Origin of the sequence: Myxococcus sp. AM009, assembly GCF_013372605.1 — a bacterium.
Lineage (GTDB): Bacteria > Myxococcota > Myxococcia > Myxococcales > Myxococcaceae > Myxococcus > Myxococcus vastator.
This window is the reverse complement of the sequence record NZ_JABXEP010000003.1, coordinates 1-18933: the sequence shown is the minus strand read 5'-3', so window position 1 is coordinate 18933 and position 18933 is coordinate 1. Positions and strand designations below refer to the sequence as shown.

Sequence of the window (18933 nt, the reverse complement as noted above, 5' to 3'; positions counted from 1 at the left end):
TCCTTGTGGACGGCGTGAGGAAGGGCTGATGCTAGCGGAGCGCGGACCCCTGCTTCATCCGCGTCCCGCGATGCCGCGTCGCGTCAGCCGAAGAAGACCTGGGCGACCTCGAAGAACTCCTGCGGGACGCGCTTGAGCTCGCGGGTGGCGTCGGCCAGGTCCACGCTGATGATGTCGTTGCCTCGCAGCGCGGCCATCTTCCCGAACTCGCCGCGGGCCACCATGTCGCAGGCGTGGACGCCGTAGCGGGTGGCGAGCACGCGGTCATGCGGGGTGGGCGCGCCGCCGCGCTGGATGTGGCCCAGCACGGACACGCGCGTCTCGAAGCCGGTGCGCCGCTCGATTTCCTGCGCCAGGATGGTGCCCACGCCGCCCAGCCGCGGCCTGCCTGCCTCGTCCAGCGAGCCGCTGGTGACGAGCTGCTCCTGCTGGTCCGCGGACAGCTTGATGCGCGTGCCCTCCGCCACCACGACGATGGAGAAGGTGCGCCCGCCCGCGTGGCGGCGCTGGATGTGCTCGGCCACCTTCGGCAGGTCGGCGGGAATCTCCGGCACCAGGATGACGTCCGCGCCGCCGGCGATGCCCGCGTAGGTGGCAATCCAGCCCACGTGACGGCCCATCACCTCGCAGACGATGACGCGCTTGTGCGACTCCGCGGTGGAGTGCAGCCGGTCAATGGCCTCGGTGGCGATGGAGACGGCCGTGTCGAAGCCGAAGGTGAAGTCCGTGGCGTTGATGTCGTTGTCGATGGTCTTGGGCACACCGACGATGCGCAGCCCTTCCTGCGACATGCGCGTGGCGGCCGACAGCGTGCCTTCACCGCCAATGGCGATGACGGCGTGGATGCCGTTGCGTTCAATGGCGCGCTTGACGCGCTCCAGCCCGTTTTCGACCTTGAACGGGTTGACGCGCGAGGTGCCGAGGATGGTGCCGCCCCGGTGGAGGATGCCGGACGTGGTTTCACGCGTGAGGCGGAAGTGGCTGTCCTCCAACAACCCCTTCCAACCATCGCGGAGGCCCATCATCTCGAAGCCGTGGGCGTTGGCGCGGCGGACGACGGCGCGGATGACGGCGTTCAGGCCGGGGCAGTCGCCCCCGCCGGTGAGCACGGCGACTTTCATGGAAACGTTCTATCGCGCCCGGCGCCAGACGCGATGTCCAAGTTTGCCCGAGCGCTCACCCGGGGACCTTCCAGCCGTCTACCCGAACACCGGGGGATTCCGCCGGGCCCAGGGGCGGGCCGCCTCCAGCTGGGCCGCGAGCCGGAACAAGGTGGCTTCATCTCCGAAGCGCCCCATGAACTGAACGCCCACGGGCAGGCCGTCCGCGCTCCAGTGGAGCGGCACGCTCATGGCGGGCAGCCCCGCGGTGTTGGCCAGCGGGCAGTAGGACGCGAAGGCGGCCGCGCGGAGCAGCGGCGCCAGGGGCTCACCCGGTGGCGAGGTGAACGTGCCCAGCGGCGGCGGGAGCTCGTTGAGGGTGGGCATCAGCCAGACGTCCACGTCGTCGAAGTGACGGAGCGCGGCGCGGCTGTGGCGCTGCAGCTCCGCGCTGGCGCGCAGATAGGCGGACAGGCCCTGGTCCAGGCCGTATTGGTAGAGCGCCCAGGTGAAGGGCTCGAAGTGCGCAGCCTCCGGGCTGCGTCCCAGCCGCTCGGCCAGCGCGTCGATGCCGAAGACGACGCCCGCGGTCCACACAGTGATGAAGTGTTGGCCCACCGCGTCATCGCCGGGCACTTCCAGGCTGCCCTCGTCCACGATGTGGCCCAGGTCCTCCAGCAGCCGGGCCGCGGCGTGGATGGCGGCCAGGCACTCCGGGTGGATGGCGGCGCCCATGGCGTTGCGCACGGCCACGCGGATGCGCAGGCGGCCCGGGGGCGTGTTGACCTCCTGGGTATAGGGGCGGGCCTTGGCCGGGGCCTGGTACGGCGTCCCGGCGTCCGCGCCGCAGGTGACGTCGAGCAGCGCCGCGCTGTCTCGAACGGAGCGGGTGAGGGCGTGCTCGGTGACGAGCCAGTGATAGGCGTCCGCGATGTCGCCGCCAAGGGGGTTGCGGCCTCGGGTGGGCTTGAGGCCGAAGAGGCCGCAGGCGGCGGCGGGGATGCGGATGGAGCCGCCGCTGTCCGTCGCGTGGGCGAAGGGCACCATGCCGCTGGCCACCGCCGCCGCCGCGCCGCCGCTGGCCCCGCCCGGAGCGCGCGAGGTGTCCCAGGGGTTGAGGCAGGGCCCGTGCAACGCGCCCTCCGTGGTGGGCAGCAGGCCCATCTCCGGCGTGTTCGTCTTGCCCAGCACCACCAGGCCGCTGCGCCGGTGGCGCTTCACCAGCTCACTGTCCTGGTCCGGAACGTGGCCCTTCCCGAAGCGCGAGCCGTGGGTGAGCGGGTGCCCCTCCTGGGCCGTGAGCAGGTCCTGGAGCAGGAAGGGGACGCCGGTGAAGGGCCCCGGGGGCAGGGTCCCCCGGGCACGCTCGCGCGCCTGGTCGAACTGCGTCTGGACGACCGCGTTGAGTGTCGGGTTGTGGCGCTCGATGCGGGCAATGGCCGCATCCACGAGCTCGAGCGGCGTGGCCTCCCGGCGCCGGACGAGCTCCGCCTGTGCCGTCGCGTCGAGACTGACAAAGGGGTCCATGTCCCCGACTCTGTCATGTTTCACGCGGCCTGGAAGCGCACCCGGCGCATGCCTATGTTTCAGGTCCATGCACATCCGCGTCTTTGATTCCGAGCGGGAGGCCGCCGCCGCGTGTGCCCGGCGAATCGCCCGAGCGGTGGAGGCACGCCCCTCCCTGGTGCTGGGGCTCCCCACGGGGCGCACGCCGCTCAACGTGTACCGGGAGCTGGTGGAATTGTTCACACGCGACGGTCCGGACTGGACCCAGGTCCGCACCTTCAATCTGGATGAGTTTCTGGGTGTGTCAACGGACGACGCGGGCAGCTTCCGCGCCTACATGGAGCGGCACCTCTTCCAGCACGTCAACCTGTCGCCCGCGCACATCCACTTCCTGGACGGCGCCGTGGAGGACGCGGAGGCGGAGTGCGCGCGCTACGAGGCCCGGCTGGCCGAAGCGGGCGGGCTGGACCTGGTGCTGCTGGGGCTCGGTTCGAACGGGCACCTGGCCTTCAACGAGCCGGCGGACGGGCTGCGCGCGCGGTGTCACCGGACGCGGCTGAGCCGCCAGACGCGCGAGGCCAACCTCATGCTCTTCGGGGAGGACCCGTCGCGTGTGCCCATGGAGGCGCTCACGTTGGGCATGGCCAGCATCGCCCAGGCACGGCAGGCGCTGCTGCTGGCCTTCGGCGAGGCCAAGGCGGAGGCGGTGCGTGGCATGGCGGAGGGCCCCGTGTCCTCCCGGTGCCCCGCGTCGTTCCTCCAGCTCCACCCGGACGTCGAGGTGTGGCTGGACCCGGCGGCGGCCCGCGCGCTGTCCTGAAGAAACTTCAGGAAGTGAACGTGCGATAACCTTCGAGAGGCCCATCCCAGGGCCCCGCAGCCCTCCATTCCCCCTGGAGCAGCGTCATGTCCTCGATTGGAAGCGCCGGTTCCCGTCCCTCGTCGTCCTCCCAGAGCCGGACGGTGGAGCCCAAGGTGGCGCAGAAGGCCCCCGCCGAGGCCAGGCCGGCGCCTTCGGGCAACGCCGTGAAGGACGCGGTCGCCGGGCGCTTTCGTGACGGCTTCGACGCCGCGCCGCGCGGGGCGGCCCCCCAGCGCAAGCCGGTGCTGTCGGAGGTGGGCGGCTTCATCGAGAGCGCGGGGCAGCGGCCGGAAGCCCTGGCTTCGAGCACGCTTCCCCCGACGACTCGGGCGGCGGCGCCCACGGTGTCCACCGACGCGGCGGGGCGCACCGTGGTGGACCTCTCCAGCGGCAACGACACGGCCACCGTCTCCCAGACGGCGGACGGCGGGCTCCAGGTGCGCTCGGGCGGCAACACGGTGACGCTCACCGCGGAGCAGGCACGGACGGCCATCATCCGAGGCGGTGACGGCAACGACACCATCACCGTGGATGCCAGCGTCACCCAGGACGTCCGCATCGAAGGCGGCGCGGGCGACGACACGCTGGTGGGCGGCGCGGGCAATGACAGGCTGGACGGCGGCGCGGGCTCCGACATCATCCGGGGCGGCGCGGGCAACGACGCGCTGCGCGGCGCGGACGGCGACGACTACCTGGATGGCGGCGCGGGGGATGACCGGATGTACGGCGGCGCGGGCCGGGACGTGATGTACGGCCTGGACGGCGAGGACCGCATGTCCGGCGGCGCGGGGCGTGACTACCTGGACGGCGGCGCGGGCAATGACTTCGTGTCGGGTGGCGACGGCGATGACCAGGTCCTCGGCGGCCGTGGGGACGACGCGCTGGTGGGCGGCCGTGGCAATGACGCGGTTGCCGGTGGCCTGGGCCAGGACACCGTCCGCGGCGGCGCGGGCGACGACAAGCTCTACGTCCAGGACGACGACGACGTGCGAAACCTGGAGGCCGGTGACACGCGGCAGGTGGTGGACATGTCCGGCGCGGACACGCTGGGCAGCTCCGTGTCGGTGACGGGCAGCGCGGACTTCACGGCGCGCACGCAGTCGGACCTGGACGCGCTGCGCTCGCTGCCGGAGGGGCAGGCGCTGCTGGCCCGGCTGGACGGCAGCGGCCGCTCGACGACCATCCGCGAGACGAACCGCGGCAACACGGCCGGCGCCACGAACTTCAACGATGGCTACATGAGCGCGGATGGGACGCCGGGCCCCGGCACCGACTCCCAGGTGAACTACAACCCCTCCCGCATCTCGATTGGCGGCGAGGAGTGGATGAACCGGCCGCCCGTGGTGGGCCTCTTCCACGAGCTGATTCACGCCTCGGACTTCGTCACGGGCACGCTGCCGCCTGGCTCGACGGATGGCGTCATCAACGTGGAGCAGTCCACGGTGGGCCTGCCGTATGACCATGACGGCGACCCGAGCACGCCCCGCATCGAGGCGGACCGCTCCACGGAGAACGACCTCCGCGACGAGCTGAACCTGCCGACCCGTCCGCGCTACTGAGCCTTTGGCGAAGGTGACGCATGCGCGCACCCGGGTGGATAGGATGGGGCCTGGGCGCCGCGTTGCTGCTCGGCTGTGTCCGAGCGGCCGCGGGCCCCGTGGAGAGCGGGAGGACACGCGTGGCTGAGGCGGACGTGGAGCTGAAGGTGAAGCCGGTGGAGCGCACCGCGGAGGCGCTGGTGCTCTCCTACGAGGTGCACAACCGCGGCGCGCGAGCGCTCTGGCTCGTGGAGGGCCTGTACGACGAGAGCCCCTCCGGCCAGCGCCAGCTCGCGCCAGAGAAGGCCTACGTGGCGCTGGGGGGCGGCGGCGAGGTGGTGGTGTCGCGGATGCTCCTGCCCTTGCCGGAGAACCTGCTCGTGGAGGCGCCGGAGGTGCCCGCCGTGCACCGCGTGGATGCGGGGCAGACGGTGCGCCGGCGCGTGGTGCTGCCGCTGCCGCTGACGGCGTGGTCGCCGTATGACACCGGGCCGTCGGAGACGCTCCCGCTCGACGCGGTGAAGGCGCTGCGCCTGCGCGTGGGCTACGTGCCGGACGCGCCGGAGCTGAAGCGTCACGCGGCGCGCGACTCCCAGGGCACGGCCTACGAGGTGCCGGAGTTCGGCCAGACGCGCACCGCGCAGCGCGTGCTCGAAAGCGCGCCGCTGCCTGTGCCCACGGGGGCGGCGAAGTAGGCCGTTGCCGCCGCCGCGCTCGTGGGGCCAGCGGGAGCTGCGCCTGGACGCGGGCGCCATCCCGCGTCGCGGCTCAGCTCCGCCCGTTCGCCACGGGCGCCGCGGACCGCTTCGGCTCCTTCGCCGCGGAGGCCGGGGCCTTCGTGCGTGCCGGCGCCGTGGGCTTCGGCTTCGCCACGGGCTTCACCTTCCGGGGCGGAGGCGGGCGCGTCAGCTCCCACGCCGCGAGCACCTTGGGCACGTAGAACTCCGTCTCCCCATTGCGCGGCACGCGGCCATTCACCGCGCCTGGGCCCGCGTTGTACGCGGCAACCGCGAGCCGCACGTCACCGAAGCGCCGCAGCTGCTGGGCCAGATAGCGCGCGCTGCCGTCAATCGCCGGCGCCGGGTCGAACGGGTCCTTCACGCCCAGCATGGCGGCGGTGCCGGGCATCAGCTGTCCGGGCCCCATGGCGCCCGCCGGGGAGATGCGGTGCACGCGCGTCTCCGACTCCACCTGCACCAGCGCGCGCAGCAGCCCCGCCGGAAGGCGGTGCTTGCGCTCCGCCGCGTCGATGACGGGCTCCAGCGGCGCGTGTCCCTCCACCAGGCACGAAGGCCGGTGCTCCAGGTACGCGCGCAGCGCGCCCGCCTTGGCCTCCAGGAAGGAGAAGGACAGCGGCGACACGAAGCTGCCACCCAGCCATGCCACCGCGACGTTGAGCAGCACCACCGGGGCCAGCGCGCACGGCAGCCACCACGCCCAACCGGGCACCGTCATCCCCGCACGCCGTGCCGCCCGCTTGCGTCCCACCCCTCCACCCTTAGGGGCGCTTGGGGCCCCCGTCCAGCTTCCGGCGCCCGGGGCGGGGCTCCGGGGGCAGGCGCAGCCCGTCCAGCACCAGCGTGGTGAGCGCGTCCGGAAGCTCCAGCGGGTTGCCGATGTCCTCCTCGCTCAGCACCGCCAGCAGCAGCCGCTCCACGGCGCCCACCACCGCCAGCCCGCTCACCGCCGGACGGATGGGGCGCAAGAGCCCGCTGGTGTGCGCCTTCTGCGTGATGTCCACCGCGTGCCGCGCCACCAGCCGCGCCAGCTCCGCCACCTTCGTTCGCGCCCCCACGGCGGGCCCCCGGGACTCCTGGAGGTAGAGCCGCACCACGCCCGGGTACTGGAGGAGCGCGCTGGCAATCACCGCCGCCACCGCGCGGTACGCGTCGAACATGGCCTCCACGTTGCGCGCCTCCGCCAGGGCGTGGCCGCACGTCTCCAGCCCCGCCAGCAGCTCGCGGCGCACCGGCGCCAGCAGGCCGTCCACCAGCGCCGCCTTGTCGTCGAAGTACCGGTAGAACGTCCCCTTGGCCACCCCGGTCGCCTGGGTGATGTCGTCAATGGTGACGCCCTCCAGGCCCCGCTCCAGGAACAGCTTCAGCGCGGCGGCCTCCAGCGCCTGGGCCCGCTCCCGCCGGTGGGCCTCGCGGCGGCCTCCAGGCCGGGCGGGCGGCTTGTCCGTCTCCTGGGCGTCATCCGCCCGCGTGCCATCCCGGCTCGCCATCGCCGTGCGCTCCCGTCCGTTGCGTGATAGAAAAAGAGTGACCAGATAGTCATTATGGGCAGCGAAGCGCCGGCCGCGCGCTTCGCCGGAGGCGAGCATGATCGGCATCCCCCTGGGCTGGGTTTACTCCAATTTCGGTGAATGGGTCCTTCACAGGTCCGTCCTGCACGGCCTGGGGAAGAACCGGAAGAGCTTCTGGAGCTTCCACTGGCACGAGCACCACCAGAAGTCGCGGCGCCACGAGATGGTGGATGACCAGTACATGCGCTCGCTGTGGAGCTGGTCGGCGCAGACCAAGGAGCTGATGGGGCTGGCGGTGCTGGCGCTGGCCCACGCGCCGCTGTTGCCGGTGGCGCCCTTCTTCGTGGGGACGGTGTGGGCCTGCGCGGCGAACTACTACTTCGTCCACCGGCGCGCGCACCTGGACCCGAAGTGGGCGCGCGAGCACCTGCCGTGGCACTACGACCACCACATGGGCAAGGACCAGAACGCGAACTGGTGCGTGACGCACCCCTTCTTCGACCTGGTCCTGGGCACGCGGCGCGAGTTCCTCAACGTGCAGCCGCCCGCGTCCAGACAGCCCGCGCCCGTCGAGCCGCCGGTGCCGGCGCCCGTGGAGGCCCGGAAGCGCGCGGCGGCGGCCTCCGGGCTCCGTTAGCGGCGGGCGGCCTCAGAACACCAGGTCGAAGTAGTTGGCGTGCGCCTTCACGCCCGCGCAGGCGCGCACCGCGGCGGTCCAGTCCTCGGAGGGCAGCGTGCCCCGGGCGTCGAAGATGAACTCGAGCTCGGGCTCCCGGGCCAGGTCCAGGAGGTCCACCGTGCCGGTGCTGGTGAGCTGAATGGTGCGCGTGGGCGCGGTGCTGGTGCGCGTGTACTCACCGATGACGTGGGCGTCGTTGGAGCCCGGCTGGCGCACGGAGACGCTGGCGCGCTCCACGCCGCTCAGGTCCGTGTCGGCCGTCACCTCGAAGAGGCGCAGCCGGAGCTCGGTTTCGATGTCCGTCTCCTCGGGCAGCGGGTCGGCGAAGTCGCCCAGCGGGAAGGTGAAGCTCCGCTCCACGTTGACGGTGAGCGGCAGCGCCGCGGGGAAGGACAGGTCGCGCTCCGTCTTGCAGATCTCCTCGGCCTCGGCCTCGATGAAGAAGAGGGAGTCGCAGCCGGTGGTGAGCAGCGCCAGGCTGGAGAGCAGCAGGATGCGGAAGGAAGTCGTTCGCATGGTTTGGAAGCTCCTGGCTCAGAAGAAGTAGAGGATGAAGCCCAGCTTCACGGAGGGCATGGTGGCGCGCACGGACAGGTTCCTCGCGGTGACGTCCGGGTCATCCGTGGCGTCCTGGAGCAGGGCGCTCGCGTCGTCCACGCCCATGTCCACGTAGCTGAGGCCCAGGTGCAGGAAGAAGTTGAAGCGGCTGGCCGCGCCCACCTCCAGGCCCACGCTGCCGGTGACGTAGTTGTACGTCACGTCGCGGATGGCCTCGCTGGCGCGGCTGGGGCTGGCGCCCAGCCAGTCCACCACCTCGTTGTAGTCCGAGCCGAAGTAGTGCCCCGCCTCCACGTTGAAGGACGGCGCCAGGAAGGTCTGCATCGGCAGGATGCTCAAGCCGCCGCGCAAGCCGAAGCTGAGCGTGTTGGTGGTGGGGCCCGCTTGCAGACGCAGCCACGGCAGCGGCCGCAGCACCGCGGACAGGCCCACGCCGTGCGGCGCGCCCGCGTCCAGCATGAGGCCGAAGCGGTGGGGGGTGTCCGACCCCTCCTGCGCCAGGGCCGGTGTCGCGGCCCCCAGGCCCAGGGCGCACGCGAGCGCCGCGCCGTGCCGTGCCAGGGGGAAGGTCCTTCGTCGTCTCGTCGAGGATGTCGCCATCGTCATGTCGTGTTCCAGCGTGTTCCGGCCCGGTGGCCATCATTCGCGCGACCGGGCGGAAAAAGAAGCGGCGTCAGGGAAAATGACGGCGGGAGACTGCCGCTTCCGCGCTGGTATCCGACATTGGCGGCCCAGGGCCGCCGGTAATTCAGGGCTCTGTCGTCCGATTGGCGGCGAGCCCGATGACGTTGACCATCAGGTCCTTGATGCGGCGCGGCTTCTCGCCGCCGTTGTCGCGGAGGATGAGGTCGATGTCGTCGTCGGCCCGGTGGTACTCGGGGATGAGGTCTCCGCCGCCGTTGGGGTTGGACAGGCCTTCGAACATGAAGAGGACGTCCTCGCCCTTGCGCCCGAAGGACGCGCCGTCCTGCCGGTCCCGGAACACGTTGATGTCCTGGTTGATGCGGTCGAACGGGTCGTCGAGCTCCGCGTTCGCCTGCGCCAGCACTTCCCGGAAGTAGTTGGGCTGGCCCCGGGAGTCGGTGTCCACCACGGACAGGCGCTGGTCATCCCAGCGGCCCACCATGTCCACGTTGATGACGCCGGCAATCTCCTCCATGCCGAGCCCCGGAATCGGGTGGTCCACGAAGTACTGCGAGCCCACCAGGCCCTTCTCCTCGGCGCCCGTCCACAGGAAGAGCACGGAGCGGTCCAGCTCGCCGCGCTTCGCCGCCTCCGCCAGCTCCGGCACCGCCGCCATCAGCACCGCGCTGCCGGAGGCGTTGTCGTCCGCGCCGTTGAGGACGTTGCCGCGCCGGTCCACGCCGTCGTGGTCCAGGTGCGCCATCACCACGATGACCTCGTCCTTGTTCGGCCCCGAGCCCTCCAGCAGCGCCAGGGTGTTCACCGCCTGCCCGGACGCGGAGGCCAGCTGGCGCAGCTCCTCCACGCCGCGCTGCGCTCCCTCGCGCGGCGGCGTCAGGGGCAGGCCGCGCGCGTCCATCGACTTCTCGTACTTCTGGTTGAGCAGCGCGAGCGTCTCCTTGGGCATGTCGTCGTCGAGGTAGAAGCCGCCCTCGAACAGCTCGTGGCCGTAGGTGTTCGGCGTGTGGACGTGCTCGCCTGACTCGCCGCGCACCCCGGGCCGGCCCGCGAACGAGTACACGTCGAAGCGCTGCTCGAAGGCGTTGTCCGGGTTGCTCGTGTTGGGGCCGACGAGGCCGTACTTCTGCACATGCTGCTGCACGTACAGCGACGCGGCGTCCAGCCCGGCCGACGGGCTGTCGCGGCCCTGGAGCGCGTCCGAGGACAGATACTCGATGTGCGTCATCGGGTCCGAGTCCACCGCGACGCTGTCCACCTCCGGCTCCGGCGCGGGCTCCACCGGCGCGGTGGGCGGCGGTGTGGGCACGGTGCACACGAGCGGCCGGGGCGCGCGGGCCGACGACTCGAAGCGGTCCGCGTTCCAGCCGGGAGGCGCGCTGGTGGGCTTCGCCGGGGGCTCGGAGGCCCGGGCGTCCTTCGCCACGGCGGCGCGCGGCGCAAGGGAGGGGAGAGGACGCGGGCTGTCGCTGACTTTCGTGGCCATGGTGGAGGAATCCCGGTGCGCGTGGGGGTGGCGCGTCCTGGAATTATCCGTCTCAGCCGTCCGGGAGTTGTGTGCCTTCTTTTCCCCTGTGATTGCCGGGGCTTGTTGAAGGCCGGACGTCGCTCCGCCCCGCCGGTCAATTCCAGCACCTGGAAGCCGGTGACACGTTGCAAGTCCGGAAAGCACCGGGCTGCGAGTGGCCCGGGTCGACCGGCCCAGGACGGGGGGTCCGGATGATCGACGAAGTCGATCAACGTTTGAAGGCGTGGGTGGGCCGCATTGCTGGCGATGTCCCGGTGTTCCTGGGCGTGCCGGACCGCGAATCGCTCGAGCGAGGCGTCTGTCTGTACCTGCTGGAGCTGGGGCCCGCGCCTTCGCCCCGGAGCGGGGGCGGGGGGCGCGTGCCGCTGCAGATTTCGGTCTGCTACCTCATCACCGCCGGGGCGGAGTCCCCGGAGCGGGCGCACCGGCTGCTGGGTGAGCTCGTCTTCGCGGCCATGGAGGAGGCGGACTTCGAGGTGGAGCTCACGCCGGTGCCCACCACGGTGTGGGCCGGGCTGAGGACCGCGCCGCGTCCTTGTTTCCGCCTGCGTGTCCCGGTGCGGCGGGAGCGCGCGCTGCCCGTCGTCCACCGGGTGCTCTTCCCCGCCACGCCCCTGGCCACGCCGACGCCCGCGGAGGCGCTGCTGGGCTGTGTCGTCGGGCCGGGCGACGTTCCGATTCCGGGCGCGCTCGTCGAGCTGCCCACGCTGAGGCTCACCACGCGCACGGATGCCAAGGGCTGCTTCCGTTTTCCCAGCGTGCCCCCCGTGGCCACGCTGGGCCGGCTGGAAGTGCGCGCCAAGGGTGAGCTGCTCGAATTGGGCCCGGAGGTGCTCGCGGCAGAGCCCCAGCCGCTGCTCATCCGCCTGCCGCTGAAGGAGGAGTGACATGCCGCAACGCCACCTGTCCCCTGTCACCGCCGAGGAGACGCAGGGTGCCACCGCGCCGAATCCTGCTCACGGGGCGCTGGAGACGTCCTGGATTGATGAATGGGGCATGACGCCCGGGGCGTCCGTCTCCGGTGCGCCTGATGCGTGGCGCGTGGGTCCCGTGGCGTCCATCCCCGGAGTCTCCGAGGCGTGGGGGGCGGGGCTGGAGGAGACGGTCTCCGCCGTGCTCGACGCGTGGGACTCAGGGCAGGTGTCCATTGTCCCCGCCGCGCTCGACGCGTGGGGCCCGGGGCCGGAGCCGACTGAGGCGTGGGGCGTGGGGCCAGGGCTGTTCGCGGCCCATGCGCTGAGCCCGGTGGCTCGGGGCCTCCGGGCGGCCACGTCGGAGGCCTGGGAGCGCGGCGAGCCTCCTCCCGTGGCCACCGAAGAAACGCGACGTCGAGGCGGATGATGGAACGGACAGCCTTTCGCGGCAGGCCGGGCGACGGGGGGGACCGCCGGGCTTGAGGCGGGAGCGCTGGCCTGACGCGCTCAATGCCGAACGGTCCTCCAAGAGAGCAGGTCGATGTCTCGCGTCTTCGATGTTTCCGCAATCACGGACACCCTTCGTCTGTCCCCGAAAGGGGCAGGGGAGGCCGTCTTCCACGTCATCAACGCCTCGCGTGCTGCCGTGCGCGCGCGCCTCTCGGTGGTGCCTGACGCGGGCGCCCGGCGCGAGTGGCTCGTCCTCGAAGGCGAGCCCCAGCGCGACTTTCCTCCGACGGGCGCGCAGCGCGTCGTCGTCCGGGTCCACGTGCCAGCGGGGACACCACCGGGCCACTTCGCCTTCCACCTGCGAGTGGAGGACCGCGACGCTCCCGACGCGCGGTTCGCGCAGGGGCCCGCCGTCACCGTCGAGGTGGTCTCCTCGCCGCCCGCCCGAAGGGCGTTCCCCATGAACTGGGCCGTCGTGGCGGTGGGGACGTTCATCCTGCTCGGGACGATGGCCTCCCTGCTCGCCGCGGACAGGGCGCGGCAGCCCGGCCCTGGGGCGCCCTGTCCGGATGGGCATTGTGACAAGGGGCTGACGTGCGCGAAGCAGCTCGACGGGGGCGTGTGCCTGGCCTCTCAAGGCCAGCCCTGCGAGGCGGGCTCCCAGTGCATCACCGGCTTCTGTGAGCCCGGCGTGGGCTGCACGGTGCCGCTGGGGAAGGACTGCGCCGCGCCGGAGGACTGCCCGGGCGCGCTGACGTGCGCCGACGTGCTGGGCTCATCCGTCTGTCTCCTCAAGCCGGAAGAGGCCTGTGAGAATGACCGCGACTGCGCCAGCTTCTTCTGCACCCCGGAGCGCAAATGCAACCGCGACGACGGACGCTGTGACAGCAACGCCGAATGTCAGTCGCCCACGCAGTGTGGCGCGACGAAGCTGTGCCAGCTCCCGGATGGACAGCCGTGCATGCGGCACGAGGCCTGCCTCTCCGGTTACTGCTCGGAGACCTGTCAGGTGTCGCCAGAGTCCTTCCAGTGCGAGTCACCGTGCCCCGCGTACACCGCCTGTGTGTCGGGGAGCTGCATCCCCGTGGACGGCGAGCTCCTCAACCAGAACATGCTGCTGACGGCGCCCCGCATCCTCAAGGGCATCCGGGAGCTGCGCATCCAGCAGGGCACCCGGCCGTAGCCGGTGCGTGTCACCGCGGCGCCGGCCGCACCGCCTCGCCAATGTCCACCAGCCGCCGCACCTGCGCTTCGCTCAAGCCCAGGTGCCGCGCGGCGCCCGGGAGGTCCCCCGGGACAAAGGCGCGCATGGCCCGGGGACTGAACCAGTTGAAGAGCGTCACGACGCCGCGGACCAGCGAGGACTCGGTGAACACCGCCGTGGGCGGAATGACGTAGTCCTTGGGCACCTGGTTGAGCGCCTGTTGCCGCTGGGTGGCGCTGGGCCCGGGCCCTTCGGCCAGGACGAGCTGCGCGGTGGCCGTGTCCCAGTGACGGGCGATGAGCTCGCAGTAGCGCGCCCAGTCGTCGGGGGCCGGTGGCTGCGCGTTGTGCGCCACCACCAGCACCGTGCCGACAGTTGCCAGCCCCAACGTCCGGCTCCGCACCACGTCCTGGATGTCGGGCGCGTCGAGCTGGACGGGAGCTGTCATCGACGCGTCTCTCCGTTGGGGGGCGACCATGCCGGAGTGTTCCTCCCCATGGCCTCGAGCGCAACCAGCATTCCTTGAAATAATTGTTAATCCGGCTCCGGAGGTGGCGCTGGAGTGCCAGGGAGGAGCGGCCCTCCGCTGGCGCAGCCGGCGCCTAGTCGAGGATGAGCTCCACCATCAGGTCATCCTCGAGGTCCTCCTGGATGGACGCGTCCGAGTCGTCCACGTCGTCGCCCTTGAGAGAGAATCCAGGGGGCGTCTGTCCGCCGATGCAGGGAATCATGCGGGGCGAGGTCCCCACACCGTCGCCATCCGCGTCCGGGTACAGCACTGCCCAACGGAAGCGCGCGGCGTCCGTGTCATCGCAGTCGTTGCCGGTGGCCTGGGTGAAGTAGGGCTGGGGCAGTGACGTACCGGTGCACACGGCCCCTACTTCGGGCTGGGTGTGTCCATCCGCGTCCCGGTCCACATGCGCGTAGGCCACCTGGTGCCAGCGCGCCGCGTCTTCCGCCGCGCAGTCCGTCCCCTGGGCCGACCACGGCGCGGGCACCGTGCCATCCGTGCACAGCGCGACGGCGTCCCCGGCGCCTACTCCGTCTCCGTCCGCGTCCGCCCACGCCTGGGTGGTGGTGTGGATGCGCGAGTCCGCGTCATCGCAGTCGTTCCCACGGGGCAGGGTGGCGTAGCCGGCCGGAAGTGTCGCACCTGCGCACAGCGTGCCTGCTTCGGGCTGGGTGAAGCCGTCCCCATCCGCGTCCCGATGCGCGTAGGCCAGGTCCTGCCAGCGCGAGGCCTCCACCGCGTCACAGTCCGTGTCCACCGCGGAGAAGCCCTGGGGCATCGAGCGGCCCGCGCAGACACTCTGCCGGGCGCCCGCGCCAACGCCGTCACCATCCGCGTCCGGGAACACGCTCCAGCTCACCATGCGGCTGGCGTCGCGGTCGTCGCAGTCGTTCCGCGTGGGCCATTCGGCGTGGCCCAGGGGGAGCTGCGTGCCGCTGCACACCACGCCCTGCTCCGGGACGGTGTCGCCGTCGCCATCCGCGTCCCGATGCGCATACGCGCGCCACTGCCACCGCGTGCGGTCCTCCGGCGCGCAGTCCTCCGCGTCCAGTGCGTAGCCGGGTGGGGCCGTGCGGCCCGTGCACTGCGTCCGAGGCTCGCCGCTGCCGAAGCCATCTCCATCCGCGTCCGCGTAGACGGTGCGCTCCGTCCAGCGCGCGGCGTTCGCGTCATCGCAGTCCAGCCCGTTGGCGCTCAGGGAATAGCCCTGGGGCAGCCGGTCGAGGCCGCACAGCCTGCCTTCCTCCGGCACCGTGAAGCCATCCCCGTCCGCGTCCCGGTGGGAGTACGTGAGCCAGTGGGCGCGGAGGAGGTCGTCGGGCGCGCAGTCTCCGTTCACCGCCACATGGCCTGGAGGCGGCCGTCTTCCGGCGCAGTGGGACACGGGCTCGCCGCTGCCCACGCCGTCCCCGTCCGCGTCCGTCCACGCCCAGGCGGCCTCCGAGACGCGCGCGTCATGGTCATCACAGTCCGGCGGGCCGGCCTCCGCGCGGTAGCCCACGAGCGTGTCGCCCACGCACATCGTCAGCGGGCCCTCGCCGGTCGCGCCGTCGCCGTCCAGGTCGGGATAGAGCCCGGTCTGCTCGCGCCAGAGGGACGCAGTGTCGGGGGCGCAGTCACCGCCTTGAGGGCTCAGGCCCGCGGGGAGCCGCTGGCCCACGCAGCTCTGGATGGAGGGGCCCGCGCCCACGCCATCCAGGTCCGCGTCCACATGGCCCGCCAGGAAGCGCCAGCGCGTGCCATCGCCGGGCGCGCAGTCCAGGGCGTCGACGACACCATCACCGTCCGAGTCCTGCTCCGGGCTGTCGCCATCCGCGCAGCCCGCCAACGTCACCATGGCCAGCGTCAACGCCAGCCACGCCCGTCCATTCGTCCCCATGGAAGCCGTCCGTTCCGTCAGCGTGTCCGTGGGGCGTTCAGGGGAGGCGGGTCAGCATGCAGGTGGTTGCCTGGAGGGAGGAAGGCATCTCGACGGTGAGGCGGAAGCGCCCCGGTCGGGTCATCAGGAGCAGCGCCATCCGGTCACACCGAGCACCAAAGCCCTGCTGGGATTCGTAGTTCCCGCCTGACGACCAGAAGCGGATGGTCCGGGGGGTCGCCTCTCCCTCCAGGATTCCCGTCACCTCGAAGCCACCACCGAGGGAGTAGCCCAGGAGCGCATCCACGGTCGTGAAGACGTAGGACGTGCCGTATTCGGCCTCCTCCGCCAGCGCGGAAGGAGCCAGGGCCAGGGCGGCGACAACGGAAGCGGTCCGGACAAGACGCGAGAACGACGGGAACATGGAGGCTTTCCTCTGAAGCGGGCACGGGGATGGCGGAGCTCCGCCCATGGCCCATGCCCTATACGCACCCACCCTGGTTTCTTGGTTGGCGCGCCGCGGGTCGTTCCAACTGGAACCCTTCCGCCGACGCCCGACACCCGCCCCGTGCTGCACCTTGTCACAGGCGGGCGGCTGCAATACGCCTAGAGGCATGTCCACCGCCGCGCTCCCCGCCGACTTCCTCCAGGCCATCACCGAGGGCTTCCCCGCCGACTTCCTCACCCGGGAGCCAGGGGACCTCCAGGAGTACGGCCGCGACTGGACGCGCGTCTACACGCCCGCCCCCGCCGCCGTGGCGCTCCCTCGGGCGACGGACGAGGTCGCCCGGCTGCTCGCCCTGTGCCACCAGCACCACATCGCCGTGGTGCCCTCCGGCGGGCGCACGGGACTTGCCGGTGGCGCGGTGGCGGCCCGGGGCGAGCTCGTCTTGTCGCTCCAGCGCATGACGCGGATGGGGCCGGTGGACCTGCTCGGCAACACGGTGCGCGTACAGGCGGGCGCGGTGACGGAGGCCGTCCACCACCACTGCGCGGAGCACGGCCTCACCTGGCCCGTGGACTTCGCCTCCAAGGGCTCCAGCACGGTGGGCGGCAACATCGCCACCAACGCGGGCGGGGTGAAGGTCATCCGCTACGGCCTCACGCGCCAGTGGGTGCTGGGGCTCCAGGTCGTCACGGCCCAGGGGGAGGTGCTGGAGCTCAACGGCGCGCTGGAGAAGAACAACACCGGCACGGACCTGCGCCAGCTCTTCATCGGCAGCGAGGGCACCCTGGGCGTCATCACCGAGGCCACCCTCAAGCTCACCCCGCTCCCCGGCCCGCAGGACGTGTTCCTCTTCGCGGTGCCGGACGTGGCCGCGGTGCTGCGCCTGTTCCGCGACGCGCGTCGGCAGAACGCCTTCAGCATCTCCGCCTACGAGTTCTTCACCGACAGGTGCATGGCGCGCCTGGGCCGCCACCGCAAGCTGCGCCCGCCCTTCGAGACGCCCAGCGCGTGCTACGTGCTGCTGGAGGCGGAGGCGAAGGACGCCGCGGCGGTGGAAGGCTGGCTGGGCTCGCTGTTCGAGCGCGAGCTGGTGACGGACGGCGTCCAGGCCCAGGGCGCGGCGCAGGCGGCGGAGCTGTGGGCGCTGCGCGAGGGCATCAGTGAGAGCCTCTCCGCCACCGGCCTGCCGCACAAGAACGACATCTCCCTGCCGGTGGCCGGGCTGGAGGCCTTCTGCGCGGAGCTGGAGGCCCTCTTCAGCGCGCGCTACCCGGGCTGGGAAATCTGCCTCTTCGGCCACATTGGCGACGGCAACCTGCACGTCAACGTGATGAAGCCGGACGCCATGGACAAGGCGGAGTTCCTGGCCCACGCGAAGCAAGCGGACCCCACGATGTTCGCGCTGGTGCGCAAGCACGGCGGGAGCATCTCCGCCGAGCACGGCGTCGGCCTGCTGAAGAAGGACTATCTGGACTACTCACGCGCGCCCGCGGAGCTGGCCCTGCTGCGCACCCTCAAGCGGGCGCTGGACCCGCGAGGCATCCTCAACCCGGGCAAGGTCGTGGATGCCTGAGGGCGCCGGACGTCAGGACAGGATGCGCGTCTTGATGTCCGTCTCCAGCCCGGCGATGGCCTCGCACACCGGGGTGGACACATCCTGGTCCAGGTCCATCAGCAGGTAGCCGATGTTGGCGTCCGTGCTGAGCACCTGGGCGTGGATGTTGGCGTTGAGGTCGGAGACGATGCGGTTGATGTCGCGCAGCACGCCCGGGATGTTGCGGTGCACGTTGAGGATGCGGTGCGTGCCCGGGATGAGCGGCGCCTCGATGTGCGGGAAGTTGACCGCGCCCGTGCTGGCGCCCGACTTGAAGTACTTCAGCAGGCTGGTGGCCACCTCCTTGCCGATGGAGGCCTGGGCCTCCTCCGTGGACCCGCCGATGTGCGGCGTCAGGACGACGTTGGGCAGGCCCTGGAGCGCGGTGACGAAGCCGTCCGAGTTGCTCTCCGGCTCCTCCGGGTAGACGTCCACCGCGGCACCGCCCACGTGCTTGGACTGGAGCGCCCGCGCCAGCGCGTCGATGTCCACCACCGTGCCGCGGCTGGCGTTGATGAGGCAGGCGCCCTTCTTCATCTGGGCAATCTGCTCGGCGCCCATCATCAGGTGCGTGGTGGGCAGCGCGGGGACGTGGAGGGTGACGAAGTCGGAGGCGCCGAGCAGCTCCTCCAGCGTGACGGCCGGCTGCGCGTTGCCCAGCGGCAGCTTGGTCATCACGTCGAAGTAGAGGACGCGCATGCCCAGCGCCTCGGCGATGATGCCCAGCTGCGAGCCGATGTGGCCATAGCCGATGATGCCCAGCGTCTTGCCGCGCACCTCATGGCTGCCCGTGGCCACCTTGCGCCACTGGCCCGTGTGGACCTCCCGGCTGCGGTCGAAGAGCTGCCGCGTCAGGACGATGACCTCCGCAATCACCATCTCCGCCACGCTGCGCGTGTTGCTGAAGGGCGCGTTGAAGACGGGGATGCCGTGTGTGTTGGCGGACGTCAGGTCCACCTGGTTGGTGCCGATGCAGAAGGCGCCAATGGCCAGCAGGTCCTCCGCGTGCGCCAGCGCCGCGAGCGGCACCGTCGTCTTGCTGCGGATGCCCACCAGGTGCACCCCCTTCAGCCGCTCCGCCAGTTCGTCCGGCTTGAGGGCGGACGAGACGCGCTCCACCTGGAAGCCCTCCGCGGCCAGCATCTCCCCCGCGGACGGGTGGATGTTCTCCAGCAGCAGGGCTCGGAAGGGGCCGTCACTGCTGATGGCGCGCGTCGGAGAGGGCGGGAACCGGGGAGTGCTCATGGCGCCTTGCGTTAGACCTGGAGTCCGGGGCTGTCAAGGGTGGGGTGG

General features: G+C 71.5%; 19 protein-coding genes. 8 read left to right on the top strand and 11 right to left on the bottom strand.

Going from position 1 to position 18933, the window contains the following annotated elements:
- Nucleotides 1–83: 83 nt before the first annotated feature.
- Together HV824_RS01460 and HV824_RS01455 are read right to left on the bottom strand one after the other, a co-directional pair.
- Nucleotides 84–1121 (bottom strand): 6-phosphofructokinase, encoded by a 1038-nt coding sequence (locus tag HV824_RS01460; protein ID WP_176418494.1) that lies wholly within the window; start codon nucleotides 1119–1121, stop codon nucleotides 84–86.
- Nucleotides 1122–1199: 78 nt separating this feature from the next.
- Nucleotides 1200–2627 (bottom strand): amidase, encoded by a 1428-nt coding sequence (locus HV824_RS01455; protein ID WP_176422489.1) that lies wholly within the window; start codon nucleotides 2625–2627, stop codon nucleotides 1200–1202.
- A 67-nt stretch (nucleotides 2628–2694) separates the two neighbouring features.
- Between HV824_RS01455 and HV824_RS01450 the strand changes: the two genes are divergently transcribed.
- The 3 genes from HV824_RS01450 to HV824_RS01440 all read left to right on the top strand — a co-directional run bounded on the left by HV824_RS01450 (nucleotide 2695) and on the right by HV824_RS01440 (nucleotide 5701).
- Complete coding sequence (locus HV824_RS01450; RefSeq protein WP_176418496.1) at nucleotides 2695–3426, top strand: glucosamine-6-phosphate deaminase; 732 nt, start codon at nucleotides 2695–2697, stop codon at nucleotides 3424–3426.
- 86 nt (nucleotides 3427–3512) lie between these two features.
- Nucleotides 3513–5027 (top strand): M91 family zinc metallopeptidase, encoded by a 1515-nt coding sequence (locus HV824_RS01445; RefSeq protein WP_176418497.1) that lies wholly within the window; start codon nucleotides 3513–3515, stop codon nucleotides 5025–5027.
- A gap of 119 nt (nucleotides 5028–5146) precedes the next feature.
- The gene (locus HV824_RS01440; protein WP_176418498.1) at nucleotides 5147–5701 is read left to right on the top strand and encodes a hypothetical protein; all 555 of its coding nucleotides are present in this window, start codon (nucleotides 5147–5149) and stop codon (nucleotides 5699–5701) included.
- 73 nt (nucleotides 5702–5774) lie between these two features.
- Here HV824_RS01440 and HV824_RS01435 read toward each other — a convergent pair whose 3' ends face one another.
- Together HV824_RS01435 and HV824_RS01430 are read right to left on the bottom strand one after the other, a co-directional pair.
- Nucleotides 5775–6461, bottom strand: a complete 687-nt coding sequence (locus HV824_RS01435) for a lytic transglycosylase domain-containing protein (protein ID WP_217917010.1) — start codon at nucleotides 6459–6461, stop codon at nucleotides 5775–5777.
- A gap of 43 nt (nucleotides 6462–6504) precedes the next feature.
- On the bottom strand, nucleotides 6505–7233 hold the full coding sequence (locus tag HV824_RS01430; RefSeq protein WP_176422487.1) for a TetR/AcrR family transcriptional regulator: 729 nt from the start codon (nucleotides 7231–7233) through the stop codon (nucleotides 6505–6507).
- Between the two features lie 97 nt (nucleotides 7234–7330).
- On the opposite strand from HV824_RS01430, the gene HV824_RS01425 reads away from it, so the two are divergent.
- Nucleotides 7331–7891 carry a hypothetical protein gene (locus tag HV824_RS01425; RefSeq protein ID WP_176418501.1) on the top strand — a complete coding sequence of 187 codons (561 nt, stop codon included), beginning with the start codon at nucleotides 7331–7333 and terminating at the stop codon, nucleotides 7889–7891.
- 12 nt (nucleotides 7892–7903) lie between these two features.
- Here HV824_RS01425 and HV824_RS01420 read toward each other — a convergent pair whose 3' ends face one another.
- The 3 genes from HV824_RS01420 to HV824_RS01410 all read right to left on the bottom strand — a co-directional run bounded on the left by HV824_RS01420 (nucleotide 7904) and on the right by HV824_RS01410 (nucleotide 10619).
- Entirely contained in the window at nucleotides 7904–8449 is a 546-nt protein-coding gene (locus tag HV824_RS01420) for a hypothetical protein (RefSeq protein WP_176418502.1), read from the bottom strand.
- Between the two features lie 18 nt (nucleotides 8450–8467).
- Nucleotides 8468–9097 (bottom strand): hypothetical protein, encoded by a 630-nt coding sequence (locus HV824_RS01415; RefSeq protein WP_176422486.1) that lies wholly within the window; start codon nucleotides 9095–9097, stop codon nucleotides 8468–8470.
- Nucleotides 9098–9239: 142 nt separating this feature from the next.
- Nucleotides 9240–10619, bottom strand: a complete 1380-nt coding sequence (locus HV824_RS01410) for a M28 family metallopeptidase (RefSeq protein WP_176418504.1) — start codon at nucleotides 10617–10619, stop codon at nucleotides 9240–9242.
- A gap of 233 nt (nucleotides 10620–10852) precedes the next feature.
- Between HV824_RS01410 and HV824_RS01405 the strand changes: the two genes are divergently transcribed.
- The 3 genes from HV824_RS01405 to HV824_RS01395 all read left to right on the top strand — a co-directional run bounded on the left by HV824_RS01405 (nucleotide 10853) and on the right by HV824_RS01395 (nucleotide 13208).
- Nucleotides 10853–11548 (top strand): carboxypeptidase-like regulatory domain-containing protein, encoded by a 696-nt coding sequence (locus HV824_RS01405; protein ID WP_255207665.1) that lies wholly within the window; start codon nucleotides 10853–10855, stop codon nucleotides 11546–11548.
- Nucleotide 11549: 1 nt separating this feature from the next.
- On the top strand, nucleotides 11550–12002 hold the full coding sequence (locus HV824_RS01400) for a hypothetical protein (RefSeq protein WP_176422485.1): 453 nt from the start codon (nucleotides 11550–11552) through the stop codon (nucleotides 12000–12002).
- A 114-nt stretch (nucleotides 12003–12116) separates the two neighbouring features.
- Nucleotides 12117–13208, top strand: a complete 1092-nt coding sequence (locus tag HV824_RS01395; protein ID WP_176422484.1) for a hypothetical protein — start codon at nucleotides 12117–12119, stop codon at nucleotides 13206–13208.
- 10 nt (nucleotides 13209–13218) lie between these two features.
- Here HV824_RS01395 and HV824_RS01390 read toward each other — a convergent pair whose 3' ends face one another.
- The 3 genes from HV824_RS01390 to HV824_RS01380 form a co-directional block, all read right to left on the bottom strand.
- Nucleotides 13219–13677 (bottom strand): STAS/SEC14 domain-containing protein, encoded by a 459-nt coding sequence (locus tag HV824_RS01390; RefSeq protein ID WP_176418508.1) that lies wholly within the window; start codon nucleotides 13675–13677, stop codon nucleotides 13219–13221.
- Nucleotides 13678–13831: 154 nt separating this feature from the next.
- Nucleotides 13832–15619 (bottom strand): hypothetical protein, encoded by a 1788-nt coding sequence (locus tag HV824_RS01385; protein WP_176422483.1) that lies wholly within the window; start codon nucleotides 15617–15619, stop codon nucleotides 13832–13834.
- Between the two features lie 37 nt (nucleotides 15620–15656).
- Nucleotides 15657–16022 (bottom strand): hypothetical protein, encoded by a 366-nt coding sequence (locus HV824_RS01380; protein WP_176418510.1) that lies wholly within the window; start codon nucleotides 16020–16022, stop codon nucleotides 15657–15659.
- 190 nt (nucleotides 16023–16212) lie between these two features.
- Here HV824_RS01380 and HV824_RS01375 point away from each other — a divergent pair, with 190 nt between their 5' ends.
- Entirely contained in the window at nucleotides 16213–17619 is a 1407-nt protein-coding gene (locus tag HV824_RS01375; protein ID WP_176422482.1) for an FAD-binding oxidoreductase, read from the top strand.
- A gap of 12 nt (nucleotides 17620–17631) precedes the next feature.
- Here the strand turns inward: HV824_RS01375 and serA are convergent, their stop codons facing one another.
- Nucleotides 17632–18885 (bottom strand): phosphoglycerate dehydrogenase, encoded by a 1254-nt coding sequence (serA, locus tag HV824_RS01370; RefSeq protein WP_176418512.1) that lies wholly within the window; start codon nucleotides 18883–18885, stop codon nucleotides 17632–17634.
- Nucleotides 18886–18933 lie beyond the last annotated feature (48 nt).

Bases quoted from the DNA above. Each gene is read 5' to 3' on its own strand.
- HV824_RS01445 (WP_176418497.1), top strand. From the start codon at position 3,513: ATGTCCTCGATTGGAAGCGCCGGTTCCCGTCCCTCGTCGTCCTCCCAG.
- HV824_RS01430 (WP_176422487.1), bottom strand. From the start codon at position 7,233: ATGGCGAGCCGGGATGGCACGCGGGCGGATGACGCCCAGGAGACGGAC.
- HV824_RS01450 (WP_176418496.1), top strand. From the start codon at position 2,695: ATGCACATCCGCGTCTTTGATTCCGAGCGGGAGGCCGCCGCCGCGTGT.
- HV824_RS01435 (WP_217917010.1), bottom strand. From the start codon at position 6,461: ATGACGGTGCCCGGTTGGGCGTGGTGGCTGCCGTGCGCGCTGGCCCCG.
- HV824_RS01385 (WP_176422483.1), bottom strand. From the start codon at position 15,619: ATGGGGACGAATGGACGGGCGTGGCTGGCGTTGACGCTGGCCATGGTG.
- HV824_RS01425 (WP_176418501.1), top strand. From the start codon at position 7,331: ATGATCGGCATCCCCCTGGGCTGGGTTTACTCCAATTTCGGTGAATGG.
- HV824_RS01395 (WP_176422484.1), top strand. From the start codon at position 12,117: ATGTCTCGCGTCTTCGATGTTTCCGCAATCACGGACACCCTTCGTCTG.
- HV824_RS01410 (WP_176418504.1), bottom strand. From the start codon at position 10,619: ATGGCCACGAAAGTCAGCGACAGCCCGCGTCCTCTCCCCTCCCTTGCG.
- HV824_RS01415 (WP_176422486.1), bottom strand. From the start codon at position 9,097: ATGACGATGGCGACATCCTCGACGAGACGACGAAGGACCTTCCCCCTG.
- HV824_RS01390 (WP_176418508.1), bottom strand. From the start codon at position 13,677: ATGACAGCTCCCGTCCAGCTCGACGCGCCCGACATCCAGGACGTGGTG.
- HV824_RS01380 (WP_176418510.1), bottom strand. From the start codon at position 16,022: ATGTTCCCGTCGTTCTCGCGTCTTGTCCGGACCGCTTCCGTTGTCGCC.
- HV824_RS01420 (WP_176418502.1), bottom strand. From the start codon at position 8,449: ATGCGAACGACTTCCTTCCGCATCCTGCTGCTCTCCAGCCTGGCGCTG.
- HV824_RS01400 (WP_176422485.1), top strand. From the start codon at position 11,550: ATGCCGCAACGCCACCTGTCCCCTGTCACCGCCGAGGAGACGCAGGGT.
- serA (WP_176418512.1), bottom strand. From the start codon at position 18,885: ATGAGCACTCCCCGGTTCCCGCCCTCTCCGACGCGCGCCATCAGCAGT.
- HV824_RS01375 (WP_176422482.1), top strand. From the start codon at position 16,213: ATGTCCACCGCCGCGCTCCCCGCCGACTTCCTCCAGGCCATCACCGAG.
- HV824_RS01405 (WP_255207665.1), top strand. From the start codon at position 10,853: ATGATCGACGAAGTCGATCAACGTTTGAAGGCGTGGGTGGGCCGCATT.
- HV824_RS01455 (WP_176422489.1), bottom strand. From the start codon at position 2,627: ATGGACCCCTTTGTCAGTCTCGACGCGACGGCACAGGCGGAGCTCGTC.
- HV824_RS01460 (WP_176418494.1), bottom strand. From the start codon at position 1,121: ATGAAAGTCGCCGTGCTCACCGGCGGGGGCGACTGCCCCGGCCTGAAC.